We start from the raw sequence: 21,393 nt of genomic DNA on the forward strand, positions 1-21,393 counted from the left end.
CCAACCTCATAGATATGCCGCTCGGTTCTGCCCTATAGCGTAGGTCAGGAATATGCGGTCTCCTGCACTGCTAAAATCCACGTACCTCCCCCAACTCTGGAGAACCAAGATGATCAGCAAGAACACGATTTGTCTCTGGTACGACGGCACCGCGCTGGACGCTGCGACGTTCTACGCCGAGACGTTCCCGGACAGCGCCGTGGGCGCTGTTCTTCGCGCGCCTGGCGACTATCCGGCGGGTAAACAAGGCGATGTCTTGACGGTGGAGTTCACGGTGATGGGTATCCCTTGTCTCGGGCTGAACGGCGGGCCGGGGGTCAAGCACAACGAGGCTTTCTCGTTCCAGGTTGCGACCGACGACCAGGCCGAAACCGACCGCTTGTGGAATGCGATTGTCGGAAACGGCGGCCAGGAAAATGTATGCGGCTGGTGCCAGGACAAGTGGGGGCTGTCGTGGCAGATCACCCCACGGGTCCTGACCGCCGCGATAGCCAATCCTGATCAAGCGGCGGCCAAGCGCGCGTTCGACGCCATGATGGGGATGGGCAAGATCGACATCGCTGCGATCGAAGCGGCTCTGGAGGGTTAACCAGCGTCCGTGGATGCGAGGGCATGCCGACGCGCTGGTTCAGGCTAAGCCTGCGGTTGGTGACTGGTCACACAGTGGATTCCGCCACCACCGGCGGCGATCGCGTCGATGTTGAGCTGCACCACCTCACGGTCCGGGTAGAGTTCAGACAACAGATCAAAGGCTCTGGTATCTGCTGCCTTGTCACCAAACTCGGGCGCAATGATCGCCCCATTGATGACGAAGTAGTTGATGTAACCGGCGGCAAAGTCCGGGTTGTTGCGGCTGAACTTGCTCTTTCGTGGATTGAGCGGTGGCGACACGGTATGCACCTGCAGCTTGCGGCCGTCGGCATCCGTGGCCTGTTTGAGAATCTCCAGATGGGCCAGTGTCACTTTCCGGTCGTAGGACTCAGGGTCGCTGTCGAGGTTGGCGATCACCACGCCTGGCTTGACGAAACGGGCGTAGAAGTCGACGTGGGCGTCGGTGATGTCCTTGCCTTTGATGCCCGGCAGCCAGATGATTTTGCGCAAGCCCAAGCGGGCTTTCAGCTCTTGCTCGACCTCGGCCTTGCTCCAGTCGGGATTGCGGTTGCTATTGATCCAGCTGCTTTCGGTCATGATCGCCGTGCCATGACCATCGACTTCAATACCACCGCCCTCGCCCACCAATTCGCTGCGGATGTGATCGGCATCCACGGTGTCGGCAACCAAAGCGGCCACCTGCGCATCCTTACTGTACTGCTGCTTGTTGCCCCAGCCGTTGAAGTTGAAATCCACGGCGCCGAGCCCGCCTGCCCCATCGATGACAAAATTGGCCCCGATATCACGCATCCAGACATCGTCGAGTTCGGTGGTGACGTAAGTGATGTTAGTCGTGCCGCAATGTTCTTCGGCCAGTCTCCGCTCGCTATTGCGACAGAACACGGTCACCGGCTCATAGTGGGCGATGGTGCGAGCAATCAGGCCAATGGCCTCTTGCACATCAGGGGTGAAATCCTCCCAGATGGCCTCCTGCGCGCCAAATGCGACGAAGGCTCGCCGGTGTTTGTCGCCCTCATCCGGCATGCGCCAGACACCTTGTGTGGCCGCTCGTGCGTTCAAGGGCGTCAGGCCAAGTCCGATGGACACGGCAGCGCCCAAACCGGCCACTACCGATACGTGTTTGATGAACTCTCGACGAGTCGACATGATGATTCCTGAGTGTTTGTCTGAAGTCATTTCGTGGTGGCTGTCTTGAACTTGGTCCAGGTTCGCATGCGCGCCCGCATGTCGGGCTGGGGAATGTCCTTGCCAGGAATCAGCCGTTCGTAAGTGGCCTCGTCGAGGTAAATATCCGGGTTGTTGCGCATGGTCGCATCGACGCTCGGACGTGCCTTGGCATTGGAGGTGGGATAACCGGTGAAGTTACTGATCGCGGCCATGTTCTGCGGGCGCATGACGAAGTTGATGAATGCATAAGCGTACTCCGGATGCCTGGCGTCGACGGGAATCGCCATGGTATCCATCCACACCGTGGTGCCCTCACGGGGAATCCGGTACTGGAACGTGGTCTTCTTGCCGGCGGTGTCCGCCGTCCGTTGCGCCTGCGTCATATCCCCGCTGTAACCGAGCGACAGGCACAGGTTGCCGTTCACCAGATCGGTCACCGGCTGCGACTGGAACTTGCGAATGTACGGCCGTAGCTTGAGCAACAGCTCACTCGCCGCCGCCAGGTCTTCAGGCTTTGCACTGCGTGGTTCACGACCGAGGTAATTCAGCGCCACCGCCAGCACTTCGTCCGGCGAATCGATCATCGAAATACCGCAGTCGGCAAACCTGGCGGCCAGTTCGGGTTTGAACAGCATGTCCAGGCTGTTGACCCGGGCATCCGGCATGCGCTGTTTGATCTGCTCGGCATTGTAGGTCAGGCCGATGGTGCCCCAGGTGTAAGGGACAGTGGCCTGGCTCGAATGCACATAATGCGTGCGCAGCTTCTGCAAACCGGGTTCGATGTCATCCAGGGCCGTGAGTTTTGACCGGTCCAGCGGCAGCAGGCTGCCGGCGCGCATCAAGCGCTCGGCCACGGTGTCGCCCGGGAAGATCAGGTCATAACCACTGCCGCCAGCCAGCATCTTGGCTTCCAGCGTCTCACTGCCATCCATGACGTCGTAGATCACTTTGATCCCGGTTTCGGCGGTGAATCGGGTCAGGGTGTCCTCGGCAAAATAGTCGGCCCAGTTGTACAGCCTGAGGGTTTTCTCCTGCGCGTGCAGCGACGGCAAGGCACCGCCAAGCGCCAATCCCAGCGCGCCGATCAACAGCTTGTTGGACATGCGCATATCAAACCCCTTGTGTGTTCCAGCGTGCATTGAGGTGACGACCATCCTGGCTTAACAGCGCCCCGTACATGTCCGGACGGCGGTCGCGGTAAATGCCCCAGCTCAGGCGCTCTTCACGCATGGCGGTCAAATCCAGGCTGTGAACCAGCACACCGGTACTGTCTCGGTCGGCTTCGGCGAGCAGCTTGCCCTTGTGGTTGCAGATAAAGGACGAGCCGTAGAAGTTCATCTGCAGGGTCGGATCGGTGGTCGCCACCTCTCGTCCGACGCGATTGGCCGCCACGACCGGCAGAATGTTGGCAGCGGCATGGCCGCGCATGGTCATTTGCCAGTGGTCACGTGAGTCCAGCGCTGCGCAGCCAGGTTCAGAGCCAATGGCGGTGGGAAACAGCAAGACTTCAGCACCCATCAACGCCAGGCAACGCGCGGTCTCGGGGAACCACTGATCCCAGCAGATCCCCACACCGATGCGCCCAAAAGCCGTATCCCAGACACGAAACCCCGTATCGCCGGGGCTGAAGTACTCCTTCTCCTGATAACCGATGGCGTTGGGAATATGGGTCTTGCGATACACCCCCAGCAGGCGCCCATCGGCATCAGCCACGCTCAACGAGTTGAAGTAGGCATTGCCTGCCTTCTCGAACCAGCTCAGCGGCAATACCACCCCCAACTCTTTGGCCAAAGCGGCAAAGCGCTTGAGTACAGGGCTGTCTCGATATTCTTCGGCCAGCGCCAGGTGTTTATGGCTTTGCTCGATACAGAAATACGGTGTGGCAAACAGCTCCTGCAGCAGGATGACCTGGGCGCCCTTGGCAGCCGCCTCACGCACCAACCGCTCAGCCTGATCGAGGTTGTGTTGCAAGTCCCAGGTGCAGGGCATCTGGGTGGTGGCAATCGTCAACAGGGTCATGGCATCAACCCTCCAATGGCCAGGCGGGTTGTTGCTGGGTGATGCAATGCACCCCGCCGCCGCCATGCGCCAGATGATTGATCCGCACCGGTACCACTTCGTGGTCGGGGAAGGCCTGAGCCAACACTTTCGCAGCCGCATGGTCGGCATCGATGCCATAGGCCGGCATGATGATGGCGTTGTTGGCGATATAGAAGTTGGTGTAGGAGGCACAGAACACCTCAGCGTCGGTGTCCACGGCATCGCTCGCTTCATACAACTCGATCAGCTCGAATTTGCGGCCTTGGGCATCTGTTGCCAGCTCCAAAACGCGACGGTTTTCCCGTACCACCTCGGCATACACCGAGTGCTTGTCGTGAGTGGCGTCCACCAGCAACACGCCAGGACGCGCGAATGCGCACACGCCATCGACATGGCCGTCGGTCATGTCGCCGGTGACATGGTCCGGATCGCCCGGTAGCCAGATGGTTTTCTTCACACCCAGCAAACGGGTGAAGATTTCTTCCATCTCGGCCTTGCTCATGCCCGGGTTGCGATTGGGATTGAGCAGCACCGACTCGGTAGTGATCAGCGTGCCTTCGCCGTCGACATGGATGGCGCCGCCTTCGTTACTCAGCGGCGTACCAAAACACTGCACGCCCAGGTGATTGAGTGCGCGGCGCGCCAGGCTTTCGTCCAGATCATGCGCCGACTTGCCGCCCCACGCATTGAAGCGCCAGCTCACACCGGCCAGGCCGTGTTGCGGGTGATAAACGAAGCTTGGGCCGGAGTCCCGGCACCAGCTGTCGTTCACCGCCAGTTCGATCAATTCGATGTTGGAGCCGCACAGCGCCTGGGCACTGGAGACTGCCGAGGGATCGACGACCATCTTCACCGGTTCGAAACGGGCAATGGCGTTGGCCACGCGGGCGAAGTCCTCTTGGACCAGCGCCAGCGTAACGCCCCAACCCGATTCCCAGAGCGCCTGGTTATGTGGCCAAACCATCCAGGTCGCGGCGTGCCTGACCCACTCTGCCGGCATCACCCAACCACTATTTCGAATTTCATTCTGCTGCATGACAAGCACCTTTAAGTTAAGCCATTGTGTTCAACGAAAATTGCACTGGCGGTCTTGGCATGCATGCTACGGCTGTAAAAAAGGGCAAACAAACGATGGATTTTGCGGAAAACTGATTAGGAGAACTTATCAATATGCTCAAGCACTGGCCACCGCTCGGCACCCTTCGCGGCTTTGAAGCCGCTGCCCGGCTGGGCAGTTTCCACAAGGCCGCCGACGAGTTGCACCTTACCCAGTCAGCCATCAGTCAGCAGATCCGCAGCCTCGAGGCATACCTTGAACAGCCCTTGTTCTTTCGCAGTGGACGCAGCGTCAGCCTGACCGATGCGGGGCACGACTTGCTCAGCACCACCCAGACGCTGCTGCAACAACTGGCCGTCGGCATACGCCGGCTTGGTCAGTATCAGAAACCCAACCAACTGGTGCTCAACACCACTCCGGCGTTCGCCCGTCATTGGCTGCTGCCGCGCCTGGGGGATTTTCGCCGTCAGCATCCGGAAGTCGATCTGTGGATTTTCAGTACCGATGAAGTCCCGGACATGGCCAGCCAGACTATCGACCTCGCTGTGCGTGACGACATCAGCTCCCAAGCCGAGTGCAGCTTCAAGGTGCTGCACGCAGATCGCCTCTACCCGGCCTGTCACCCGAACCTGTTGGCGCTGCCACGGGAACAGCGCACAACCCTTCATGGCGAGCGGGAAATGGACTGGAGTCACTGGGCAGTAGAGGCCGGCATCGATGTAGGCCAGCAAGATCAGGGGCTGAACTTCTCCGACCCGGGCCTTTTGTTGGACGCTGCTTGTGCAGGGCTCGGTATCGCCTTGGTCAGCCAATTACTGAGTTGGCAGGCGCGCGCCAACGGCTTGTTGCAACCCTTGGTGGAGCAAACCATTCGCGGCCCGAACTGGGCCTTGCTGACCCATCGGGACAGTGAGAGCAATGCACGAAACTTCAGCGAGTGGCTGCTCAGGAACCTGGAAGCAACAAGCCCGACAACGTAACGATTCTGGTCCAGATATTTCGTCCATTCATGAGCGATTGCAATTGGGCCAAAACCGGTCAATATCGCTCCTTTCGTCTACCCTCACAAAGCGCCAGGCAGCGATAAGCGTGTGCCAGGCGCCTCGACATTCTTTCGTTAATACACCGGAGATTTTCCATGCTCAAGCGTACCCTGGCATTGGCCGTCAGCTTGATCCTGCCTTTTTGCACCCTGTTGGCGCAGGCCGCCGATACGCTGAAAGTCAGCGCGATTCCCGATGAAGCCCCTACCGAACTGCTGCGCAAGTTCAAGCCGCTTGGCGCCTATCTGGAACAACAATTGGGCATGAAGGTCGAGTTCGTGCCCGTGAGCGACTATCCGGCCGTGGTCGAGGCGCTGGCCACCGACCGAATCGACCTGGCCTGGCTGGGCGGCTTCACGTTCGTGCAGGCACGCCTGAAAACCGGCAATGCGATTCCGCTGGTACAGCGTGAACAGGACGCCCAATTCACCAGCAAATTCATCACCGCCGACCCTGCCGTCAAGTCCCTCGCCGATCTCAAGGGCAAGACCTTTGCCTTCGGCTCGGTGTCCTCCACATCGGGCAGTCTTATGCCGCGCTACTTTATGCTCAAGGACGGCATCAAGCCTGAAACCTACTTCAGCCGCGTCGGCTACTCCGGCGCCCATGACGCCACTGTCGCCTGGGTTCAGGCCGGCAAGGTCGACGCCGGGGTACTGAACGCCAGCGTGTGGGAAAAACTGGTCGCCGCCGGCAAGGTCGACACCACCAAAGTCAAAGTGTTTGCCACCACCCCGGCTTACTTCGACTACAACTGGACGGTGCGCGGGACTCTTGACCCAGCGCTGGCGGCCAAGATAAAGGCAGCCTTCCTGGCCCTCGATCCGGCAAAGCCTGCGGACAAGGAGATTCTGGATTTGCAGGCCGCCAGCCGATTCATCGAAACCAAGCCTGAGAACTACAAGGGCATCGAGGAAGCCGCACGCGCCGCCGAACTGCTCAAATGACATTGCGTCTAACCCAGGTCAGCCTTACCCACGCCAACGGCGTCCAGGCGCTGCGTGGCGTGGACCTGCACATCGGTGCAAGCGAACAGGTCGCCATCATCGGCCCGTCCGGCGCGGGCAAGTCGAGCCTGCTCAACCTGCTGGCCACCGCCCTGCGACCGGGCAACGGCGAGCTGCAGGTGCTCGGCGAGCAAGCCTGGCAGCTTTCTGCCCGTCAGCGTCAGCGTCTGCGCGCGCGCATCGGCCTGATCCATCAAGCGCCCCCGCTGCCACCGCGCCAGCGCGTGGTCACTGCGGTTCTGGCCGGAAAGCTGGGTCAGTGGGGGTTGGGCAAGAGCTTGTTGAACCTGCTGCATCCACTGGATATTCCGGGCGCACGCGCGGCATTGGCCAGGCTGGACCTGAGTGACAAGTTGTTCGCACAATGCCAGCAATTGTCCGGTGGACAGCTGCAACGCGTGGGCATTGCCCGCGTGTTGTACCAAGCGCCCGAGGTGTTGCTGGCCGATGAGCCGGTTTCGGCCATGGACCCCGTGTTGGCCCAGCACACGCTTTCGGTGCTCTGTAGCCATGCCCGGCAGCACAACGTCACCCTGGTCGCCAGCCTGCATGCGGTGGAGCTGGCCCTGGCGCACTTTTCGCGCATCATCGGCTTGCGTGATGGACAGATTCTGTTCGACCTTCAGGCCAGCGAAGTCGACCGTGAGTTGCTCGACAAGCTCTACGCCAACGAACAACTGCTATCCCCACCGATTTTTGCTCCGGCGCCCTTGAGTGTGCAGATTCCCCGATGCTGACCCGTGATACCCGAGATCCGGCCACCCGGCCCCGCCTGCTGCTCACCTTACTGGCCCTTGCCCTGCTGTGGCCGGGCATCCACTTCAGCGAATTGGATCTCAGCGTACTGGTGGCGAGTGACAGTCAGAGCGAGATGGGCCGGTTTGTATCAGCCTTCTGGCCACCGGCCCATGGCGAAGAGTTCATTGAGCTGTTGTTGCAAGCCACCCTGCAAACGCTGGCCATCGCCACGGCCGGCATGGCTCTGGCGTTGCTGTTGGCAGTTCCCGCCAGCCTGTTGGCCAGTCGTGCTCTGTCGCTGTCTGCTGCCTCTCGTGCCGGCCACCCGAGTTATTGGGGCCAACTGCTGCGCTGGCCGATACGCGGTTTACTGATCTTCCTGCGCAGCGTGCCGGAAATCGTCTGGGCCCTGCTGTTCGTGCGCGCCGTCGGCCTCGGCCCGACTGCCGGGGTGCTGGCCATTGCCATTACCTACAGCGGCATGTTGGGCAAGGTTTACGCGGAAATTTTCGAGTCGGTCGACCAGCGCCCGGCCCACGCGCTACTGCAATCGGGCAGCGGCCGGCTCGCAGCCTTCTGCTACGGGATCCTGCCCAATGTCGCTGCGGAGCTGCTGTCGTACACGGTTTACCGCTGGGAATGCGCAATCCGCGCCTCGGTGGTGATGGGCTTTGTCGGTGCCGGCGGTCTGGGCCAGCAAATGGATCTGTCGTTGCGCATGTTCGCCGGCGGTGAAGTGGCCAGTTTGTTACTGACGTTCCTCGTGCTGGTGCTGCTCGCCGATCAACTCAGCCGCCTGTTGCGCTGGAGGCTGGCATGAATCGCCTGATCAACCTGGCACTGCTGCTCTGCATCGGCGCGGCGGTGGTCGCCTCGTTCAGCTACCTGGGCATCGACCTCGGCGAGCTGGGCGGCACCGGCAACCTGAAGCAGATGGGCGCTTATGCGCAGCGCTTTCTCAGCCCGGACCTGAGCCCCGGCCATCTGCAAGCCATCGGCCACGGCGCTCTGGAAACCATTGCCATGTCTGCCCTGGGCACCTTGCTCGCGGCGGTATTCGGTCTGCTATTGGCATTGCCCGCGGCCGGACGCTTCGGCTGGCCACTGCAGAGCGCGTCGCGCCTGGTGCTCAACGCCTTGCGCGCGGTTCCGGAACTGGTGTGGGCCGCGCTGATGGTCCTAGCCGCCGGTCTCGGCCCCAATGCCGGTACCCTGGCATTGGCCCTGCACACCACCGGGGTACTCGGCCGGCTGTTCGCCGAAGCACTGGAAAACACCCCGCCAGAACCCGCCGAAGCCATCCGCTTGCAGGGCGGCAACGCTGTATGGGCTTTCTGTTACGGCACCCTGCCCAACCTGTTGCCCCAGCTACTGGCCTACATCCTGTACCGCTGGGAAAACAATATCCGCATGGCCAGCGTGCTCGGCTTCGTCGGCGCCGGTGGTTTGGGGCAAATGCTCTATGTCAGCCTCAGCCTGTTCCAGGAAGCTCAAGCCAGCACGGTTATTCTGGCCATGCTGTTACTGGTATTCGCCGTCGATACATTGAGCAGCTGGAGCCGTCAACGGTGGGTCAAGGCCTGACTGCTTCAGATGCATCTGCAAGGTGCCCGGCAATCGTTCAGTGGGTCTTCGAAGCTATGCAAACCCGAGGAACGACAGGATAACCACGACGATCACAACGACCCCGACGATGTAGATGATGTTGTTCATGAAGGCCACCTCTCAACCTGGACAGGACTGCGACACGAGGGTGCTACAAATACAAGGTACTGCACCTTTGCGCGCAATTCCATTCGCAACACACATAGGCTTCGCTCTCGCCGAAACCTTGGTTTGACGCCGGGAAAAAGGGCGACGGATTCGTTTTCCCTGAACGTCCGCTTGGGGGAATTCCGGGCAGTTTTGACAGGCAGAAATCGGCCAAAACCTGCCATTTGTGATGGCCAGCTATCGACCAAAATGAGGCGTTCAAATCATCCACTAAACACCGTGCGCGGCAATGAACATGGCGACGGCCGACCGGCAATAGGATTCGATTTCGTTGTCGTCCTCTGCTCTCGCCTCATCGAAGCGGGCGATCATCAGAAGATCGGACCCTTTGATAAGCGCGGCAAACAAGCGGGCGGACTCTAGAGGGTCGGGCACATTCAGCACCGCCTTCGCGTGCAACTGACGCAACAGGGCCTCGATCTGGGCGATGACATAGGCAGGGCCGGCTTCGTAATGGAGCTTGCTCAACGACTTTTGCTTCGTCTTGTCGACCATGATCATGGCTTCAACACTGCGCACGTCCGGGCTCAACAACGTGCGTAGCAGGAACGTTCCCACCGCCATGAGCTGATCCGCAGCCGAACCGTCGACGCCTTCAATAATGGCCTGTGGTGCAAACTGATGGCAGTGGGCCGCGATGGCCGCGCTGAACAGCGCCTCCTTGTTCTCGAAGTGTCGGTAGATGCTTAGCTTGGATATTTTTGCCCGCTGGGCGACCTTGTCCATTGTCGTCGCTTGAAAACCCAACTCCACAAAAAGTTCGCCCGCAGCGTCGACGATCGTTTGGCTGAGCGCCTCATTGGCCGGCCGGCCGCGCCGGGTCTGGCTGTTTTCGGTCATAAAAATTCCAGTACTTGACAGTATTCTAATTCTAGAATTATGGTACTCAAAAGTATCCTAAAAGTAAAACCCATGTCCCTTCATCCATAACGCGGAGCCTATCACCATGAATGACGTCATCATCATCGGCGGCAGTTTTGCGGGTCTTGCCGCCGCCCTGCAGCTTGGTCGTGCCCGCCGAAAGGTCACCGTTCTCGATACCGGCCTTCCGCGGAATCGCTTCGCCGACCACTCGCATGGTCTACTCGGCCACGACCACAAGCCACCGCTGGAGATTCTTGCCGAGGCGCGGCAGCAACTGGCGCGCTACCCTACGGTCAGTCTGGTCACTGCCCGAGCAGAGAGCATCTCCGGCGCCATCGACGATTTCTCCGTCCTTACTGGCGATGGCGAAAGCCTCAGGGCGCGCCGCCTGATCCTGAGCTATGGCGTCGCCGACCAGATGCCTGAAGTTCCCGGCTTTGCCGAAGGCTGGGGCACCTCCATCGTGCCCTGCCCCTATTGTGACGGCTTTGAAGTTGCCGACCGGGATTGGGGCCTCGTCTGGTCCGGCCCGCCGTCGCACAACTACGTCAGGCTATACCACGACTGGACCGACACATTGACAGTCTTCGCCAATGGTCACGACATTCCACCCGACATCCGGACCGATCTGGCGCGCCGAGGCATCCCTGTCGTCGATGGCCGGATCACCGAAATCGACCATGAAGAGAGCCATAACACCACCGTCAGGCTCGACGCCGGCGCCCCTGTTGCGATCGACATCCTGTTCGCGCATCCGCGCAACAAGCCGTCCGCACGCCTGCATGAATCGCTGGGCCTCGCCACGATCGACACCCCCCTGGGCATCGTCCTCAAGGTCGACGAACGCCGCGAAACCAGTATGCCCGGCGTCTACGCTGCCGGCGATCTCGCCAATCCCCTCATGGCGTCGGTCACCACGGCATCATGGCAAGGCGCGATGGCGGGCATCTTCGCCCAGCAGTCGATGCTGGTTTGAGAGCACAGATTCCCTTCTTCGGTTGTCGCAGGCTTTTGAAGGTCGCGCCATTGTAAAGGCGGGTTTGGTCGAGACGTTGCGCACCTTGGCATCGGTTCAGCCTCCCCTTGCCTAGTTCAAAGGTAGCTAGTTAGGAGCGAATCAAAACGAGGAGATGTCATGACAGAGCAAAATGCCTATCAGGTCGCCGACTGGAATGGCCAAAGCGGAGAGTACTGGGCCGCCAATCAAGCCCGGCTCGATGCCATGTTTGCGGTATTCGGCCAGGCCGCGATAGAAGCCGCCGTGCCCGCGACGGGTGAGCGCGTGCTGGACGTCGGCTGCGGAGCGGGCGCGTCGAGTCTGGCTCTGGCCGCCCGCGTCGGCTCGGGCGGCCACGTACTGGGTGTGGACATATCTGAACCGTTGATCGGCCGAGCGTGTGCGCTTGCGCCAGAGGATACTCCTACACAGTTCCAGGTAGCCGACGCCAGCAGCGTCGAGCTGCCCGAGGGCTCGTTCGACATCCTGTTCTCGCGTTTCGGAGTGATGTTTTTCGACGATCCGACAGGGGCGTTCGCCCATATGCGACGCGCGCTCCGGCCGGGCGGACGGGTCGCATTTGTCTGCTGGCGCGGCGTGGCCGAGAACGATTGGGTCCGCCTGCCGATGAGCGCGATCAAGGACATTGTCCCGCCGACCGCACCGCCCGATCCCGAAGCGCCCGGACCATTCTCGTTCGGCGACCGGGGACGCGTGACACGTATCCTGACGGAGGCTGGCTTTACCGATATCACTATTGCGCCCTTCGATGTTTCCATCCCGTTCGGCGAAGGCGAGACGCGGGACACGGCGATCGACGACGCGGTGAGGATGGCGTTCGAGGGCGGCCCGCTGTCACTTATGCTCGCTAATCAGCCCGACGACATCCGCGCCCACGCCTCGGCCGCGGTTCGCGCTGCCTTCGCAGGCCTCCCCGGCGAGCGGTCGGTGATGATCGACGGCGCGGCGTGGATCGTCATGGCACGCAATCCGGCAGCTAGCGCCTGTTAACAGGGATGACGCCCCCGCTCAGTAGAGCGGGGCAACTTTGATTTAGAGATGTATCAAATCGGCGTTGGCAATAAATCAGGACACTTTTGAGAGGCAAGCCCCGCAGTCCGGTGTGACTACTTAAAGCCCCGTTGACGAGCAAGAATGGTGAGTGTGCAGCGATTTTCGCCCAAGGGGCCGCCATGCTGTGATTCTCCGTTCGTACCCTGGCCGTGGGCTAGGAGGCTATTTAGGGCGCTCATGGAATGCAGCAAAAACATCCGCCATAAAATCCATGAAAACGATGGCTCGCTGGGGCAGCAGCCGATTCGCTAAGTATACGATTTGGATCGGGACGGGTGGCGCCACGTATTCGTTAAGCAGCAATTGAAGATTGCCACTTCTCAGCCCTTCCTCATAAAGCCATTGAGGCCCCTGCGCGATTCCCAATCCTGCATTGACGTACTCACGTATCGCCTCAGGCGAGTTGACACGCAGTCGTCCGGAGATCGGGACATCAGTATCCTTAAACCGCCAGTTGGTTCCAGTGGATAGGAGGGTATAAATGAGGCAGTCGTGTTCCTTCAGGTCATCAGGCGAAGAGGGAGAGCCACGTTTCTCTAGGTACGCACGACTGGCAACGCACACACGCTCGAACCACGCTAGTGGCCGGGCTCGCATTGCACTGTCCTCCAGGTGCCCAATGCGAATCGCGAGTTCTGCCCCCTCGTCGACTAAATTGACGTAGCGATCATTGATTTGAAGATCGAGCGACAGTTCGGGATAGCGCCCTAGAAAGCTCGCGACGTGCGGTACGATGAAGGTGTGAGCCAATGCGGTCGGGCAAGCGACGCGCAGTAACCCAGACGGCGCTACGTTCCCTCTCAGTGAGGACTCTGACTGTTCCACTGAGTCCAGAATACGCCGCGCATCTGCGTAGTACCGTTCACCCTCGGGCGTGAGCGTCAGCTTTCGTGTGGATCGGTGAAGCAGCCTGGTTTGCAAATGGTCTTCAAGAGCAGCGACGTAACGACTGACGTTCGGTTGCCCTAGTCCTAGATCACGTCCCGCAGCAGAAAAACTACCTTTCTCGACAGCGCGTACAAAACAGCTCATCAGTAACAACCGGTCCATCACGCCCCTTTTCATGCAGATTTTGCATGAGATCTATTCTATTTGCCCATCTTATCAGCGCGCTGGCATGAATACATAGTTGCTCTCAGAAGGTCAGTCGTCCGGCTGGCCGCCCCAAAAGAGAGGAAATTTACATGTCCCGTTTACAAGGCAAGCGTACCCTCATCACTGGCGGTACAAGCGGTATCGGTCTGGAGACCGCCAAGCAATTTCTCGCCGAAGGCGCACGCGTGATCGTCACAGGTGTTAATCCTGAGTCCATGGCAAATGCTCAAGCTATTTTAGGTAGCGAAGTCCTGGTGCTGCGAGCCGACTCAGCTAGTGTCGCAGCCCAGAAGGAGCTGGCGCAGGCTGTTCAGTCTCATTACGGGCAGCTCGACGTTGCCTTCCTCAATGCTGGCGTATCCGTCTGGGTGCCAATCGAAGACTGGAACGAGGAGATGTTTGACCGCTCCTTTGACATCAATGTCAAAGGCCCTTACTTCCTCCTGCAAGCACTGCTGCCGGTCTTCTCCAACCCTGCATCGGTGGTTCTTAACACCTCGGTCAGTGCGCACCTGGGCGCCGCGCGTTCATCCATTTACGCCGCAACAAAGGCGGCGTTTCTGAACATGTCGAAAACGCTCTCTAGCGAGCTTCTCCCGCGTGGTGTTCGAGTAAATGCGGTCAGCCCTGGTCCGATCGACACGCCGCTGTACGACAAGGCGGGTATCCCCGATGCCTACCGCGAGCAGGTCAACAAAGATATTGCTGCGACTATACCCTTTGGCCGTTTTGGCACGCCTGAAGAAGTAGCTAAGGCGGTGCTGTACCTCGCGTCGGACGAGTCTCGCTGGACGGTCGGAACGGAAATTATTGTTGATGGTGGGCGCTCGCTTTAATGGGCTAGTCACAACTTCGCTTCTATACAGCCCGCTTCCCGCTCGGAAGCGGGTGTTGTCGAAATAACAGTGGGTATTCAAATGTCGCAATCACGGCTCACGCTTGTTAGCCACGGGCTTTGTCCGTTTGTTCAGCGAGTAGCAATTTTACTCCTCGAAAAAAAGGCTCCATTTCAACGGGTTGATGTGGATTTGAAGGACAGGCCCAACTGGTTTCGGGTCATGTCGCCAACGGGCAAAGTCCCGCTTCTAATGGTGCAAAAAGGCGATGAGGAAGCGACCGTACTTTTCGAGAGCGTGGCTATCTGTGAATACATCGAACAGGTGTATCCGGAGCCCGCTTTGCACCCGAAAGATGCAATTTCCCGTGCTCAACACCGTGCTTGGATCGAATTCGCCACTGGTATGCTTGCTGATGCATGGGGATATTTGAACGCAACGGATCAGCAGACTGCGCTTGGTAAGTCTTCAGCGCTGAGGGGGAAGCTGGAGAGACTTGGTGGTGAAAAGATGGAAGGGCCGTACTTCGCTGGCGAAACGTTCAGTATGGTGGATATTGCTGTAGCCCCAGTTTTTCGCTACTTCGACATACTGGGATTCGAACCCAGTCATTCATTGTTTGATGGACTTGGTCGCATTGCCGAGTGGCGTCATGCACTGGCCAATCGCGCTAGCGTTCAGGCTGCTGTCGCCGAGGATTATGCAGACCGGTTACGCAAACATCTGCTGGAGGTGAAGGCCATTTTAGTCAGATGAGTCATAAATATCAGTCCAGTGTCTCGTATGGCGTGACTTAGCCAGGTGCGATCGTGGAGCTGGGTCTCCTTTGCGAATTTGCAGGAGGCCCGCTTTCCTATTCTTCAGGAAAGTGCCTATACAACGGATAGCGATCTGAGCTTTCGTTGGCGCTCCATGTCCGCTTTTGGCCGATAGCAGTCGGCCATGTAGTGCGACAAACAAGCGTCGTTCATGGCCTGCCAGAGAAGATGTCCGCACTAGACTCACTCACCCTGCAGCCCTGCCATACTGTTCAGCATGACCCGTGCAACCTTCCGCTTCTACGAGGAGCTCAACGATTTCCTGCCGGCCGATCGGCGGCGGCAGTCCTTCACCTGCGAGTGCGCGCGAGGGGCGACGGTCAAGCACATGATCGAGGCGCTCGGGATACCGCACACCGAGGTCGAGCTGGTGCTGCTCAACGGCGAATCGGTGGGCTTTGAGCGGATGATCTTCGACGGTGACCGGCTGGCGGTGTATCCCAAGTTCGAAGCGCTGGACATCAGCCCGCTGCTAAAGGTTCGTGCGCAACCTTTACGGGTGCTGCGTTTCGTCGCTGATGCGCACCTTGGCGGGCTGGCCAACCTGCTGCGCATGAGCGGCTTCGATACCCTCTACGACAATGGCTTCGAGGATGGCGAGATCGCCGAGATCGCAGCGCAGCAAGGACGCATCGTGCTTACCCGCGACCGCGAACTGCTCAAACGGCGGATCATCAGTCACGGCTGTTACGTGCATGCCCTGAAACCGTCGCTGCAGCTGCGCGAATTGTACGAGCGCCTCGACCTGGCGCGTAGCGCACGGCCATTCAGCCTGTGCCTTCATTGCAACCTGCCGCTGCACGAGATCAGCCCGGAACAGGCCCGGCCGCAGGTGCCGCCCCGCGTTGGCGCCCTCTATTCGCACTTTCTGCGCTGCGACGCCTGCCAACGGGTTTACTGGGAGGGTTCGCACTGGCGCAGCATGTGTGCATTGCTGGCACCTCTGCTGGACCGATAGCCGAGCGCATCGGGCCGGGTGTGTTGGCAGAGTAAATTGCGCTGGTGCTCAAGCGACATAGATCAGCTCTCAGAAGAAACGATTGAGTCCTGACTGGATTCAGCAGCCAGCTTCAATCGGTCAGCTTTACTAATGTATTTGGACTTGCTTGGCGGTGCCAATTTGGCACTGGCCTTTTTGGCGTGAGCCTTTAATAACTGCTGTATTTTTTTACGACGATTCATATTTTTCTACTCGGTTTGCAAGCTCTTGAATGATATCAGCTTAAAATATTGGGCCAGAATGAAACACCCCATCGGTTGCCTCCAGCCTTTGGGGTGCAATTCATCAAGCCATCAAGAGCGCCCTACGGAACCTGTGACCGGTAGATTCCCCAGCAATTTGAGCCCGGTACTCTTCACGAAAGCGTCATAGTCCATCGGTCTCTCGATACGAGTTTCAGCGTTGGGCAGTACGTAGGCCCAGGCACGCTTGGACGATGCGTCGTAAACCAGCTTGAACAGACGGGTCGGCACCCAGACCTTGTTGTCGCCGATGGTGGTGTGGCCTGAATCAAAGAGCGGGCCGGTAAAGACAAAAACATTGCCATCAGCTCGCTTGGCAAACTTTCTGACATCGGACTCGACCTTACTCCAGATCTTCCGGTTGTTGGTGGGGTCTTGCGGCACCATGTTCGACAGCGCAAAGGATTGGGCCATTGCATTGGGGTTCGGTGCATCGGCTGCCGGGGATTGATGGCCGCGGTCCACGGCCGGATGTTGGCTACGGTAGTCGCTCAACTCTGCCCGCCCACTCTTGGGGATGCGTGGGTCCGGGTAGAACTGGTTGGTGCGCTCCTCGCCTTTGGCATCCTGCAGTTGGGCGGCATTAAGGCGTTCGACCACTACCAATGGCGTCTTGCTGGTTTGCGAGTACAGCACCGCAAAGTTGTCGGAACACAGGGCCAAGGGTTTCATGGTTGCAGGCACAGTGGCCGTGTTGATCGGTTTCGCCGCCGGGAACAGCTCTGCGCAGCCATCAAACGATGCCTGTTTCTGTTTGTTCGAATAGAGGCCCAGGGCCGCGTTCTGGCTGATCGAGCCCGAGCGGGATACTTGTTCCTGATGCGGGGTGGGCGGCTTGATGAGGTCCAGCAGACTGCGGGCTTCTGCCCCGGTCGAGAGCAAAACAAGGGCCGACAGCCCAACTGCAATTTTGCGTAGGTGCATGCTTTAAATCTTCGAATTGGATTGAGGGGTAAACGTACGGCGAGTCCCGATTCACGGAACCTGGTGGAGGCGGTTGCTGATTATATTGCGGCGAGCATGCTTTCACTGTCCTTGATCAAAATGCCGATGCGGATCCGGTCGGTTCCGAGCAGTACGACTACTGGTGGTCGTTGCGGGATTTATTGACCATCACAAGTCACTTTAGTGCTGAGTAGCGTTTACATTCGACTCGCCAATGCCCTTCGAAGAAGCGATCGGTAGATAAATGTAGACATCGCGCTCAACGGCACAACAACCCCATGGGCAAACCCGATCATAGCGCTCTATGATTGAACCCCATGACGACCTCTCTTCCGATCCGCCAACCCTGCCCGCCCGGTGCCTGCATCTGCGAGCGTGAGCCGTTGCTGGAAACCCCCGGCGCGGATTTGCGCATCCTGAGCCTGACCCGGTCGGAGGAAAAGCGCTTGGTCGAGCGCCTGGAGAATCTCCAGAGCCTCGGCGACCTGGAGCGTCTGCAGCGCCGGATGTTTGAGCAGTTGGGTCTGCGCGTCGAGATCGTTCCGGGCTTCAATGAAGTGCGCACCATGCGCGGCATCAACATCACCCTCGGCGAACTGCCGGGCCTGTGTCGCAAAACCCGTCAATCGATTCCGGCGGCGATTCGTCGAGGGTTGGAGAAGCGCCCGGAGATTGCCTACGAGCTGCTCAATGCCAACGACTTGTTGCGTGATGCCTGATGGTTTGCGCGGTTATCACGATATGTTCGTTTCAAATGCCTGAAAGAGGATCAGCGGTCGTACGCGAAACGCGGGCCGCTGCTATGCCTTCTCATGGGAGAAAGGCTTTCAGGCCAGCCAGGATGGGGCTGGAAACACAAGCGTGACCGTGGCCCCGGCGCCAGCCAGGCGCGCGAAGATAAAGGTGCCAATCCGTAGCAGGAGGTGGCAGATGTTATTCATCGTCCGTTGGTCCATCAGTCCGCAACATCGCAACAGCGCAATCGAACGTTTTCTCAAGACCGGTGGCGCGCCACCCGCAGGCGTCAACATGCTGGGGCGCTGGCATGCCGTCGGTGGCTCGAGTGGTTTTGGCATTGCAGAAGCCGACGATCCGGTGTCAATTCAGAAGTGGGTGCTGGAGTGGAGCGACCTCATGAGCATGGAAGTCCACGCCGCATTGACCGATGAACAGGCGGCGCCGCTGCTGGCTGCCGCGCTCGGCAAACAATAGTCGTTGTGGTGAGGGGGCTTGCCTGTGGTGAGGGAGCTTGCCTGTGGCGAGGGGGCTTGCCCCCGTTGGGCTGCGAAGCAGCCCCAAAATCTCTGATACACCAAAGTTTTGTGAGTGCTACACACTCAAACGGGGCGATACGGCATTCCGACAAGCCCCCTCACCACCTTCCTTCCGATTCACTATTTTTTCATCCCCACCCGCCGCCGCATTTCGGCAGTAATCGTCTGTCGGGTTTTCTTCAGGTCGTCCCAGGGTTCGTCACCGATTTCGGCCAGGCGCTCATGCACGTTATGTACGTTCCATTGATTGCCACCCTTGAGCTTGGCCACCTCCTCCCGAAAGATCGGCACCGACACCGGCAGCCCTTCGCGGGTGCGCACGGCGTAGGCGCAAATAGTGGTGGCGCCCAGACCGTTGCGCAGGTAGTCGATGAAGATACGCCCGATACGGTTTTTCGGTCCGGACACCGCGGAAAAACGATCCGGCAGTAATTTGGCCATGTGGCTGACGATCGCGTGGCTGAAGTCCTTGACCTCGTCCCAGCCGTGTTTGCGGGTCAGCGGTACCACCAGGTGAATCCCCTTGCCGCCGCTGGTTTTGAGAAACGCCTTGAGCCCCAGTTCATCCAGCACTGTGAGCGTTAGCTGAGTCGCTTCGATCATGCTTTTCCAGGGCAGCGCCGGATCCGGGTCGAGATCGAGGACGAAGCGATCGGGTTTATCCAGATCGACTGACGTGGCATTCCAGGTATGCAGTTCCACCGTGCTCATCTGCACCGCGCCGATCAGCGCTTTGGCGTTGTTGATGATCATCATCGGTTGGCCCGTCAGTTCCTTGTCCAGGGTAACAATCCCCGGAATGGCCAGGCGTTCGGCGTTCTTCTGAAAGAACAGTTCGCCGGCGATGCCGTCCGGCGCACGCACCAGCGCCACCGGCCGGTCCTTGAGCTGCGGCAGTATCCATTCGGCGACGCTGGCGTAGTACTGCGCCAGTTGCATCTTGGTGGTGCCGCTGCTGGCGTCGATCACCCGGTCCGGGTGCGTGATGCGCACCTTGCCGCTGGCCAGGCCGATCTGCGACGGCGCGACAGTCGACTGGGCGGTTTTTGGCTCCGTGGCATCAGGTTTCTCAGCGGTGGATTTCTTCTTCGCTGTGGATTTTGGCGCGGCGGTTTTCGAGGCTGAAGTGTTCACGGCGTTCGGCAGCTCCTCGGTAATTTCTTCGGCAGGCTTGTCATCGCGCAAACCATGGAACACGGCGTGGCGCACCGAGCCGTCCTTGGTCATTTCGGCGAAGGCCACTTCCGCCAATAAAGTGGGTTTAAGCCAATGCCCCCCCTTGGCTTCGAAACCGCTAGGCGGATTGACCACCGACGGCTTTTTCGTCTGCAACGGTTTCAACTGTTCGTAAATGCGCTTGAGAGTCGCCTCGTTGAACCCGGTGCCAACCTTGCCGGCATAGCGCAATTCACCGCTGTCACGATCGTGCAACCCCAGCAACAACGCGCCAAAAGCACTGCGTGCGCCTTTGGGGTCGGTGAAGCCGACCACAACGAATTCCTGTCGATGCTTGCACTTGAGTTTGATCCAGTCACGGGTGCGCCGAGACACGTAAGGCGACCCCAGGCGCTTGCCAATCAGCCCTTCCATCTGCATTTCGCAGGCACTGTTGAGCAGGGCCTCCGGGGATTCGTCGAAAGCGTCGGAGAATCGCAACAGCGGGTTTTCATTGAGTTTGAGCACAGTCGCCAGCGCCGCCCTGCGCTCCTCGACGGGTACTTCACGCAGGTCCACGCCATTGAGGTAGGGCAAATCGAACAGGTAGTAAACGATGCTGGCACTACTGCCGGAATCGAACGCGTTTTGCAGCGCCTGGAAATCCGGAACACCCTGCTCGTTGGCCACCACCATTTCGCCGTCGAGCCAGGCCGATTCCAGGACCAGCGCTGCCAGCGCCTCGGCTTGTCCGGGTAATTTATGGGTCCAGTCGTGACCATTGCGGGTGAAGAGTTTGACCTCATCGTGGTCGATGCGCGCCATGACCCGGTAGCCGTCGAACTTGATCTCATAGCTCCATTCGCCGCTCGGCGCGGATTCGACCAGCGTTGCCAGTTCGGGTTTGAGCAGCTCCGGCAGCCTGGCTTTGCGCGCGCCCGTCAGTTGTGGTGACTTTTCCTTGCGCGCCTTGGCCGGGGCGTTTTTGATCGGTTTGGTTTTTTCAGCGCCGTGCTTTTTTTCCAGAATGGTGCGGTCGCTGAGCACGCTGTCCGGCTCGGCGGCAACCACGTCGTACTCGCTGTCGGGTCTGGCGGCGCTGTCCTGATGCTTGATCAGAAACCATTGTTCCTGCTTGCCCGGCATGTGCGTGCGCACGAGGTTCCACAGGCCGCCGAGCTTTTCTCCTTTCAGCTCGAATTTCAGCCGGCCCTTGGTGTACGCCTTGGCCGGATCGTCCTGGGGAATCCACACCCCACGGTCCCAGACGATCACATCGCCGGCGCCGTAATGCCCTTCGGGAATGGTGCCCTCGAACGTGGCGTAATCCAGCGGATGGTCTTCGACGTGGATGGCCAGGCGCTTGATCTTGGGGTCCAGCGACGGCCCTTTGGGCACGGCCCAACTTTTCAGCGCGCCGTCGAGCTCCAGGCGAAAGTCATAGTGCAGGTGTGAGGCGTCATGCTTCTGAATGCAGAACTGCAGCGCATGCGCTGTGTCTTGTCGTCTGCCTTTTGCGGATTTGGAAACACCGGCAGGCTCGGGACTTTTTTCGAAGTCCCTCATGTTGTTGTACTTTTCGAGCGGCTTGTCCATGGCGCCCTCCACGGGTTTATGACTGAATCAAACCGTTATTGTCATGAGACCCCGGATGAG

At 59.3% G+C, this 21,393-nt stretch carries 22 protein-coding genes; 13 read left to right on the forward strand and 9 right to left on the reverse strand.

Going from position 1 to position 21,393, the window contains the following annotated elements:
• The first annotated feature begins 109 nt into the window (after positions 1–109).
• Positions 110–589, forward strand: a complete 480-nt coding sequence (locus tag PMI30_RS09435) for a VOC family protein (RefSeq protein ID WP_008011814.1) — start codon at positions 110–112, stop codon at positions 587–589.
• A gap of 44 nt (positions 590–633) precedes the next feature.
• Here PMI30_RS09435 and PMI30_RS09430 read toward each other — a convergent pair whose 3' ends face one another.
• Genes PMI30_RS09430 through PMI30_RS09415 form a run of 4 tightly spaced genes read right to left on the reverse strand, consistent with a single transcriptional unit; the run spans position 634 to position 4,855 of the window.
• Positions 634–1,758: an agmatine deiminase family protein gene (locus PMI30_RS09430; protein ID WP_008011816.1), complete on the reverse strand. Its 1,125-nt coding sequence runs from the start codon at positions 1,756–1,758 to the stop codon at positions 634–636.
• Positions 1,759–1,784: 26 nt separating this feature from the next.
• A complete protein-coding gene (locus tag PMI30_RS09425; protein WP_008011818.1) occupies positions 1,785–2,888 on the reverse strand; it encodes an extracellular solute-binding protein in 1,104 nt (367 codons plus the stop codon).
• Between the two features lies 1 nt (position 2,889).
• Positions 2,890–3,798, reverse strand: a complete 909-nt coding sequence (gene aguB, locus PMI30_RS09420) for an N-carbamoylputrescine amidase (RefSeq protein ID WP_008011820.1) — start codon at positions 3,796–3,798, stop codon at positions 2,890–2,892.
• A 4-nt stretch (positions 3,799–3,802) separates the two neighbouring features.
• Positions 3,803–4,855 (reverse strand): agmatine deiminase family protein, encoded by a 1,053-nt coding sequence (locus PMI30_RS09415; protein ID WP_008011822.1) that lies wholly within the window; start codon positions 4,853–4,855, stop codon positions 3,803–3,805.
• A gap of 134 nt (positions 4,856–4,989) precedes the next feature.
• Here PMI30_RS09415 and PMI30_RS09410 point away from each other — a divergent pair, with 134 nt between their 5' ends.
• The 5 genes from PMI30_RS09410 (at position 4,990) to phnE (PMI30_RS09390) (ending at position 9,248) form a co-directional block, all read left to right on the forward strand.
• Complete coding sequence (locus tag PMI30_RS09410; RefSeq protein WP_008011824.1) at positions 4,990–5,856, forward strand: LysR substrate-binding domain-containing protein; 867 nt, start codon at positions 4,990–4,992, stop codon at positions 5,854–5,856.
• Between the two features lie 158 nt (positions 5,857–6,014).
• Complete coding sequence (locus PMI30_RS09405; protein WP_008011825.1) at positions 6,015–6,866, forward strand: putative selenate ABC transporter substrate-binding protein; 852 nt, start codon at positions 6,015–6,017, stop codon at positions 6,864–6,866.
• The gene (locus PMI30_RS09400; protein WP_008011827.1) at positions 6,863–7,663 is read left to right on the forward strand and encodes a phosphonate ABC transporter ATP-binding protein; all 801 of its coding nucleotides are present in this window, start codon (positions 6,863–6,865) and stop codon (positions 7,661–7,663) included. Before PMI30_RS09405 ends, PMI30_RS09400 begins: the two co-directional genes overlap by 4 nt.
• Positions 7,657–8,484, forward strand: coding sequence for a phosphonate ABC transporter, permease protein PhnE (phnE, locus tag PMI30_RS09395; protein WP_008011828.1), 828 nt, complete (start codon positions 7,657–7,659; stop codon positions 8,482–8,484). Before PMI30_RS09400 ends, phnE (PMI30_RS09395) begins: the two co-directional genes overlap by 7 nt.
• The gene (gene phnE / locus PMI30_RS09390; protein WP_008011829.1) at positions 8,481–9,248 is read left to right on the forward strand and encodes a phosphonate ABC transporter, permease protein PhnE; all 768 of its coding nucleotides are present in this window, start codon (positions 8,481–8,483) and stop codon (positions 9,246–9,248) included. Before phnE (PMI30_RS09395) ends, phnE (PMI30_RS09390) begins: the two co-directional genes overlap by 4 nt.
• A 399-nt stretch (positions 9,249–9,647) precedes the next feature.
• On the opposite strand, the gene PMI30_RS09385 is transcribed toward phnE (PMI30_RS09390), so the two are convergent.
• Complete coding sequence (locus PMI30_RS09385; protein ID WP_008011833.1) at positions 9,648–10,277, reverse strand: TetR/AcrR family transcriptional regulator; 630 nt, start codon at positions 10,275–10,277, stop codon at positions 9,648–9,650.
• 106 nt (positions 10,278–10,383) lie between these two features.
• On the opposite strand from PMI30_RS09385, the gene PMI30_RS09380 reads away from it, so the two are divergent.
• On the forward strand, positions 10,384–11,277 hold the full coding sequence (locus PMI30_RS09380) for an NAD(P)/FAD-dependent oxidoreductase (protein ID WP_008011835.1): 894 nt from the start codon (positions 10,384–10,386) through the stop codon (positions 11,275–11,277).
• Between the two features lie 159 nt (positions 11,278–11,436).
• Positions 11,437–12,309 carry a class I SAM-dependent methyltransferase gene (locus tag PMI30_RS09375; RefSeq protein WP_008011838.1) on the forward strand — a complete coding sequence of 291 codons (873 nt, stop codon included), beginning with the start codon at positions 11,437–11,439 and terminating at the stop codon, positions 12,307–12,309.
• Positions 12,310–12,534: 225 nt separating this feature from the next.
• Here PMI30_RS09375 and PMI30_RS09370 read toward each other — a convergent pair whose 3' ends face one another.
• A complete protein-coding gene (locus PMI30_RS09370; RefSeq protein WP_008011839.1) occupies positions 12,535–13,422 on the reverse strand; it encodes a LysR family transcriptional regulator in 888 nt (295 codons plus the stop codon).
• A gap of 134 nt (positions 13,423–13,556) precedes the next feature.
• Here PMI30_RS09370 and PMI30_RS09365 point away from each other — a divergent pair, with 134 nt between their 5' ends.
• The 3 genes from PMI30_RS09365 to PMI30_RS09355 all read left to right on the forward strand — a co-directional run bounded on the left by PMI30_RS09365 (position 13,557) and on the right by PMI30_RS09355 (position 16,079).
• Complete coding sequence (locus tag PMI30_RS09365; protein WP_008011841.1) at positions 13,557–14,303, forward strand: SDR family oxidoreductase; 747 nt, start codon at positions 13,557–13,559, stop codon at positions 14,301–14,303.
• A 69-nt stretch (positions 14,304–14,372) separates the two neighbouring features.
• Positions 14,373–15,059 (forward strand): glutathione S-transferase family protein, encoded by a 687-nt coding sequence (locus tag PMI30_RS09360; protein WP_238542006.1) that lies wholly within the window; start codon positions 14,373–14,375, stop codon positions 15,057–15,059.
• Between the two features lie 279 nt (positions 15,060–15,338).
• Positions 15,339–16,079, forward strand: a complete 741-nt coding sequence (locus tag PMI30_RS09355; protein WP_008011845.1) for a Mut7-C RNAse domain-containing protein — start codon at positions 15,339–15,341, stop codon at positions 16,077–16,079.
• 62 nt (positions 16,080–16,141) lie between these two features.
• Here PMI30_RS09355 and PMI30_RS30735 read toward each other — a convergent pair whose 3' ends face one another.
• Together PMI30_RS30735 and PMI30_RS09350 are read right to left on the reverse strand one after the other, a co-directional pair.
• Positions 16,142–16,303, reverse strand: a complete 162-nt coding sequence (locus PMI30_RS30735) for a DUF2986 domain-containing protein (protein WP_008011847.1) — start codon at positions 16,301–16,303, stop codon at positions 16,142–16,144.
• Between the two features lie 111 nt (positions 16,304–16,414).
• Positions 16,415–17,287: a DNA/RNA non-specific endonuclease gene (locus PMI30_RS09350; protein ID WP_008011848.1), complete on the reverse strand. Its 873-nt coding sequence runs from the start codon at positions 17,285–17,287 to the stop codon at positions 16,415–16,417.
• Between the two features lie 338 nt (positions 17,288–17,625).
• On the opposite strand from PMI30_RS09350, the gene PMI30_RS09345 reads away from it, so the two are divergent.
• Positions 17,626–18,027: a hypothetical protein gene (locus tag PMI30_RS09345; protein ID WP_008011851.1), complete on the forward strand. Its 402-nt coding sequence runs from the start codon at positions 17,626–17,628 to the stop codon at positions 18,025–18,027.
• A 211-nt stretch (positions 18,028–18,238) separates the two neighbouring features.
• Positions 18,239–18,520, forward strand: a complete 282-nt coding sequence (locus PMI30_RS09340) for a DUF3303 domain-containing protein (protein WP_008011854.1) — start codon at positions 18,239–18,241, stop codon at positions 18,518–18,520.
• Between the two features lie 182 nt (positions 18,521–18,702).
• On the opposite strand, the gene ligD is transcribed toward PMI30_RS09340, so the two are convergent.
• Positions 18,703–21,333, reverse strand: a complete 2,631-nt coding sequence (ligD, locus tag PMI30_RS09335; protein WP_008011855.1) for a DNA ligase D — start codon at positions 21,331–21,333, stop codon at positions 18,703–18,705.
• Positions 21,334–21,393 lie beyond the last annotated feature (60 nt).

It is taken from the genome of Pseudomonas sp. GM50 (assembly GCF_000282375.1).
Lineage (GTDB): Bacteria > Pseudomonadota > Gammaproteobacteria > Pseudomonadales > Pseudomonadaceae > Aquipseudomonas.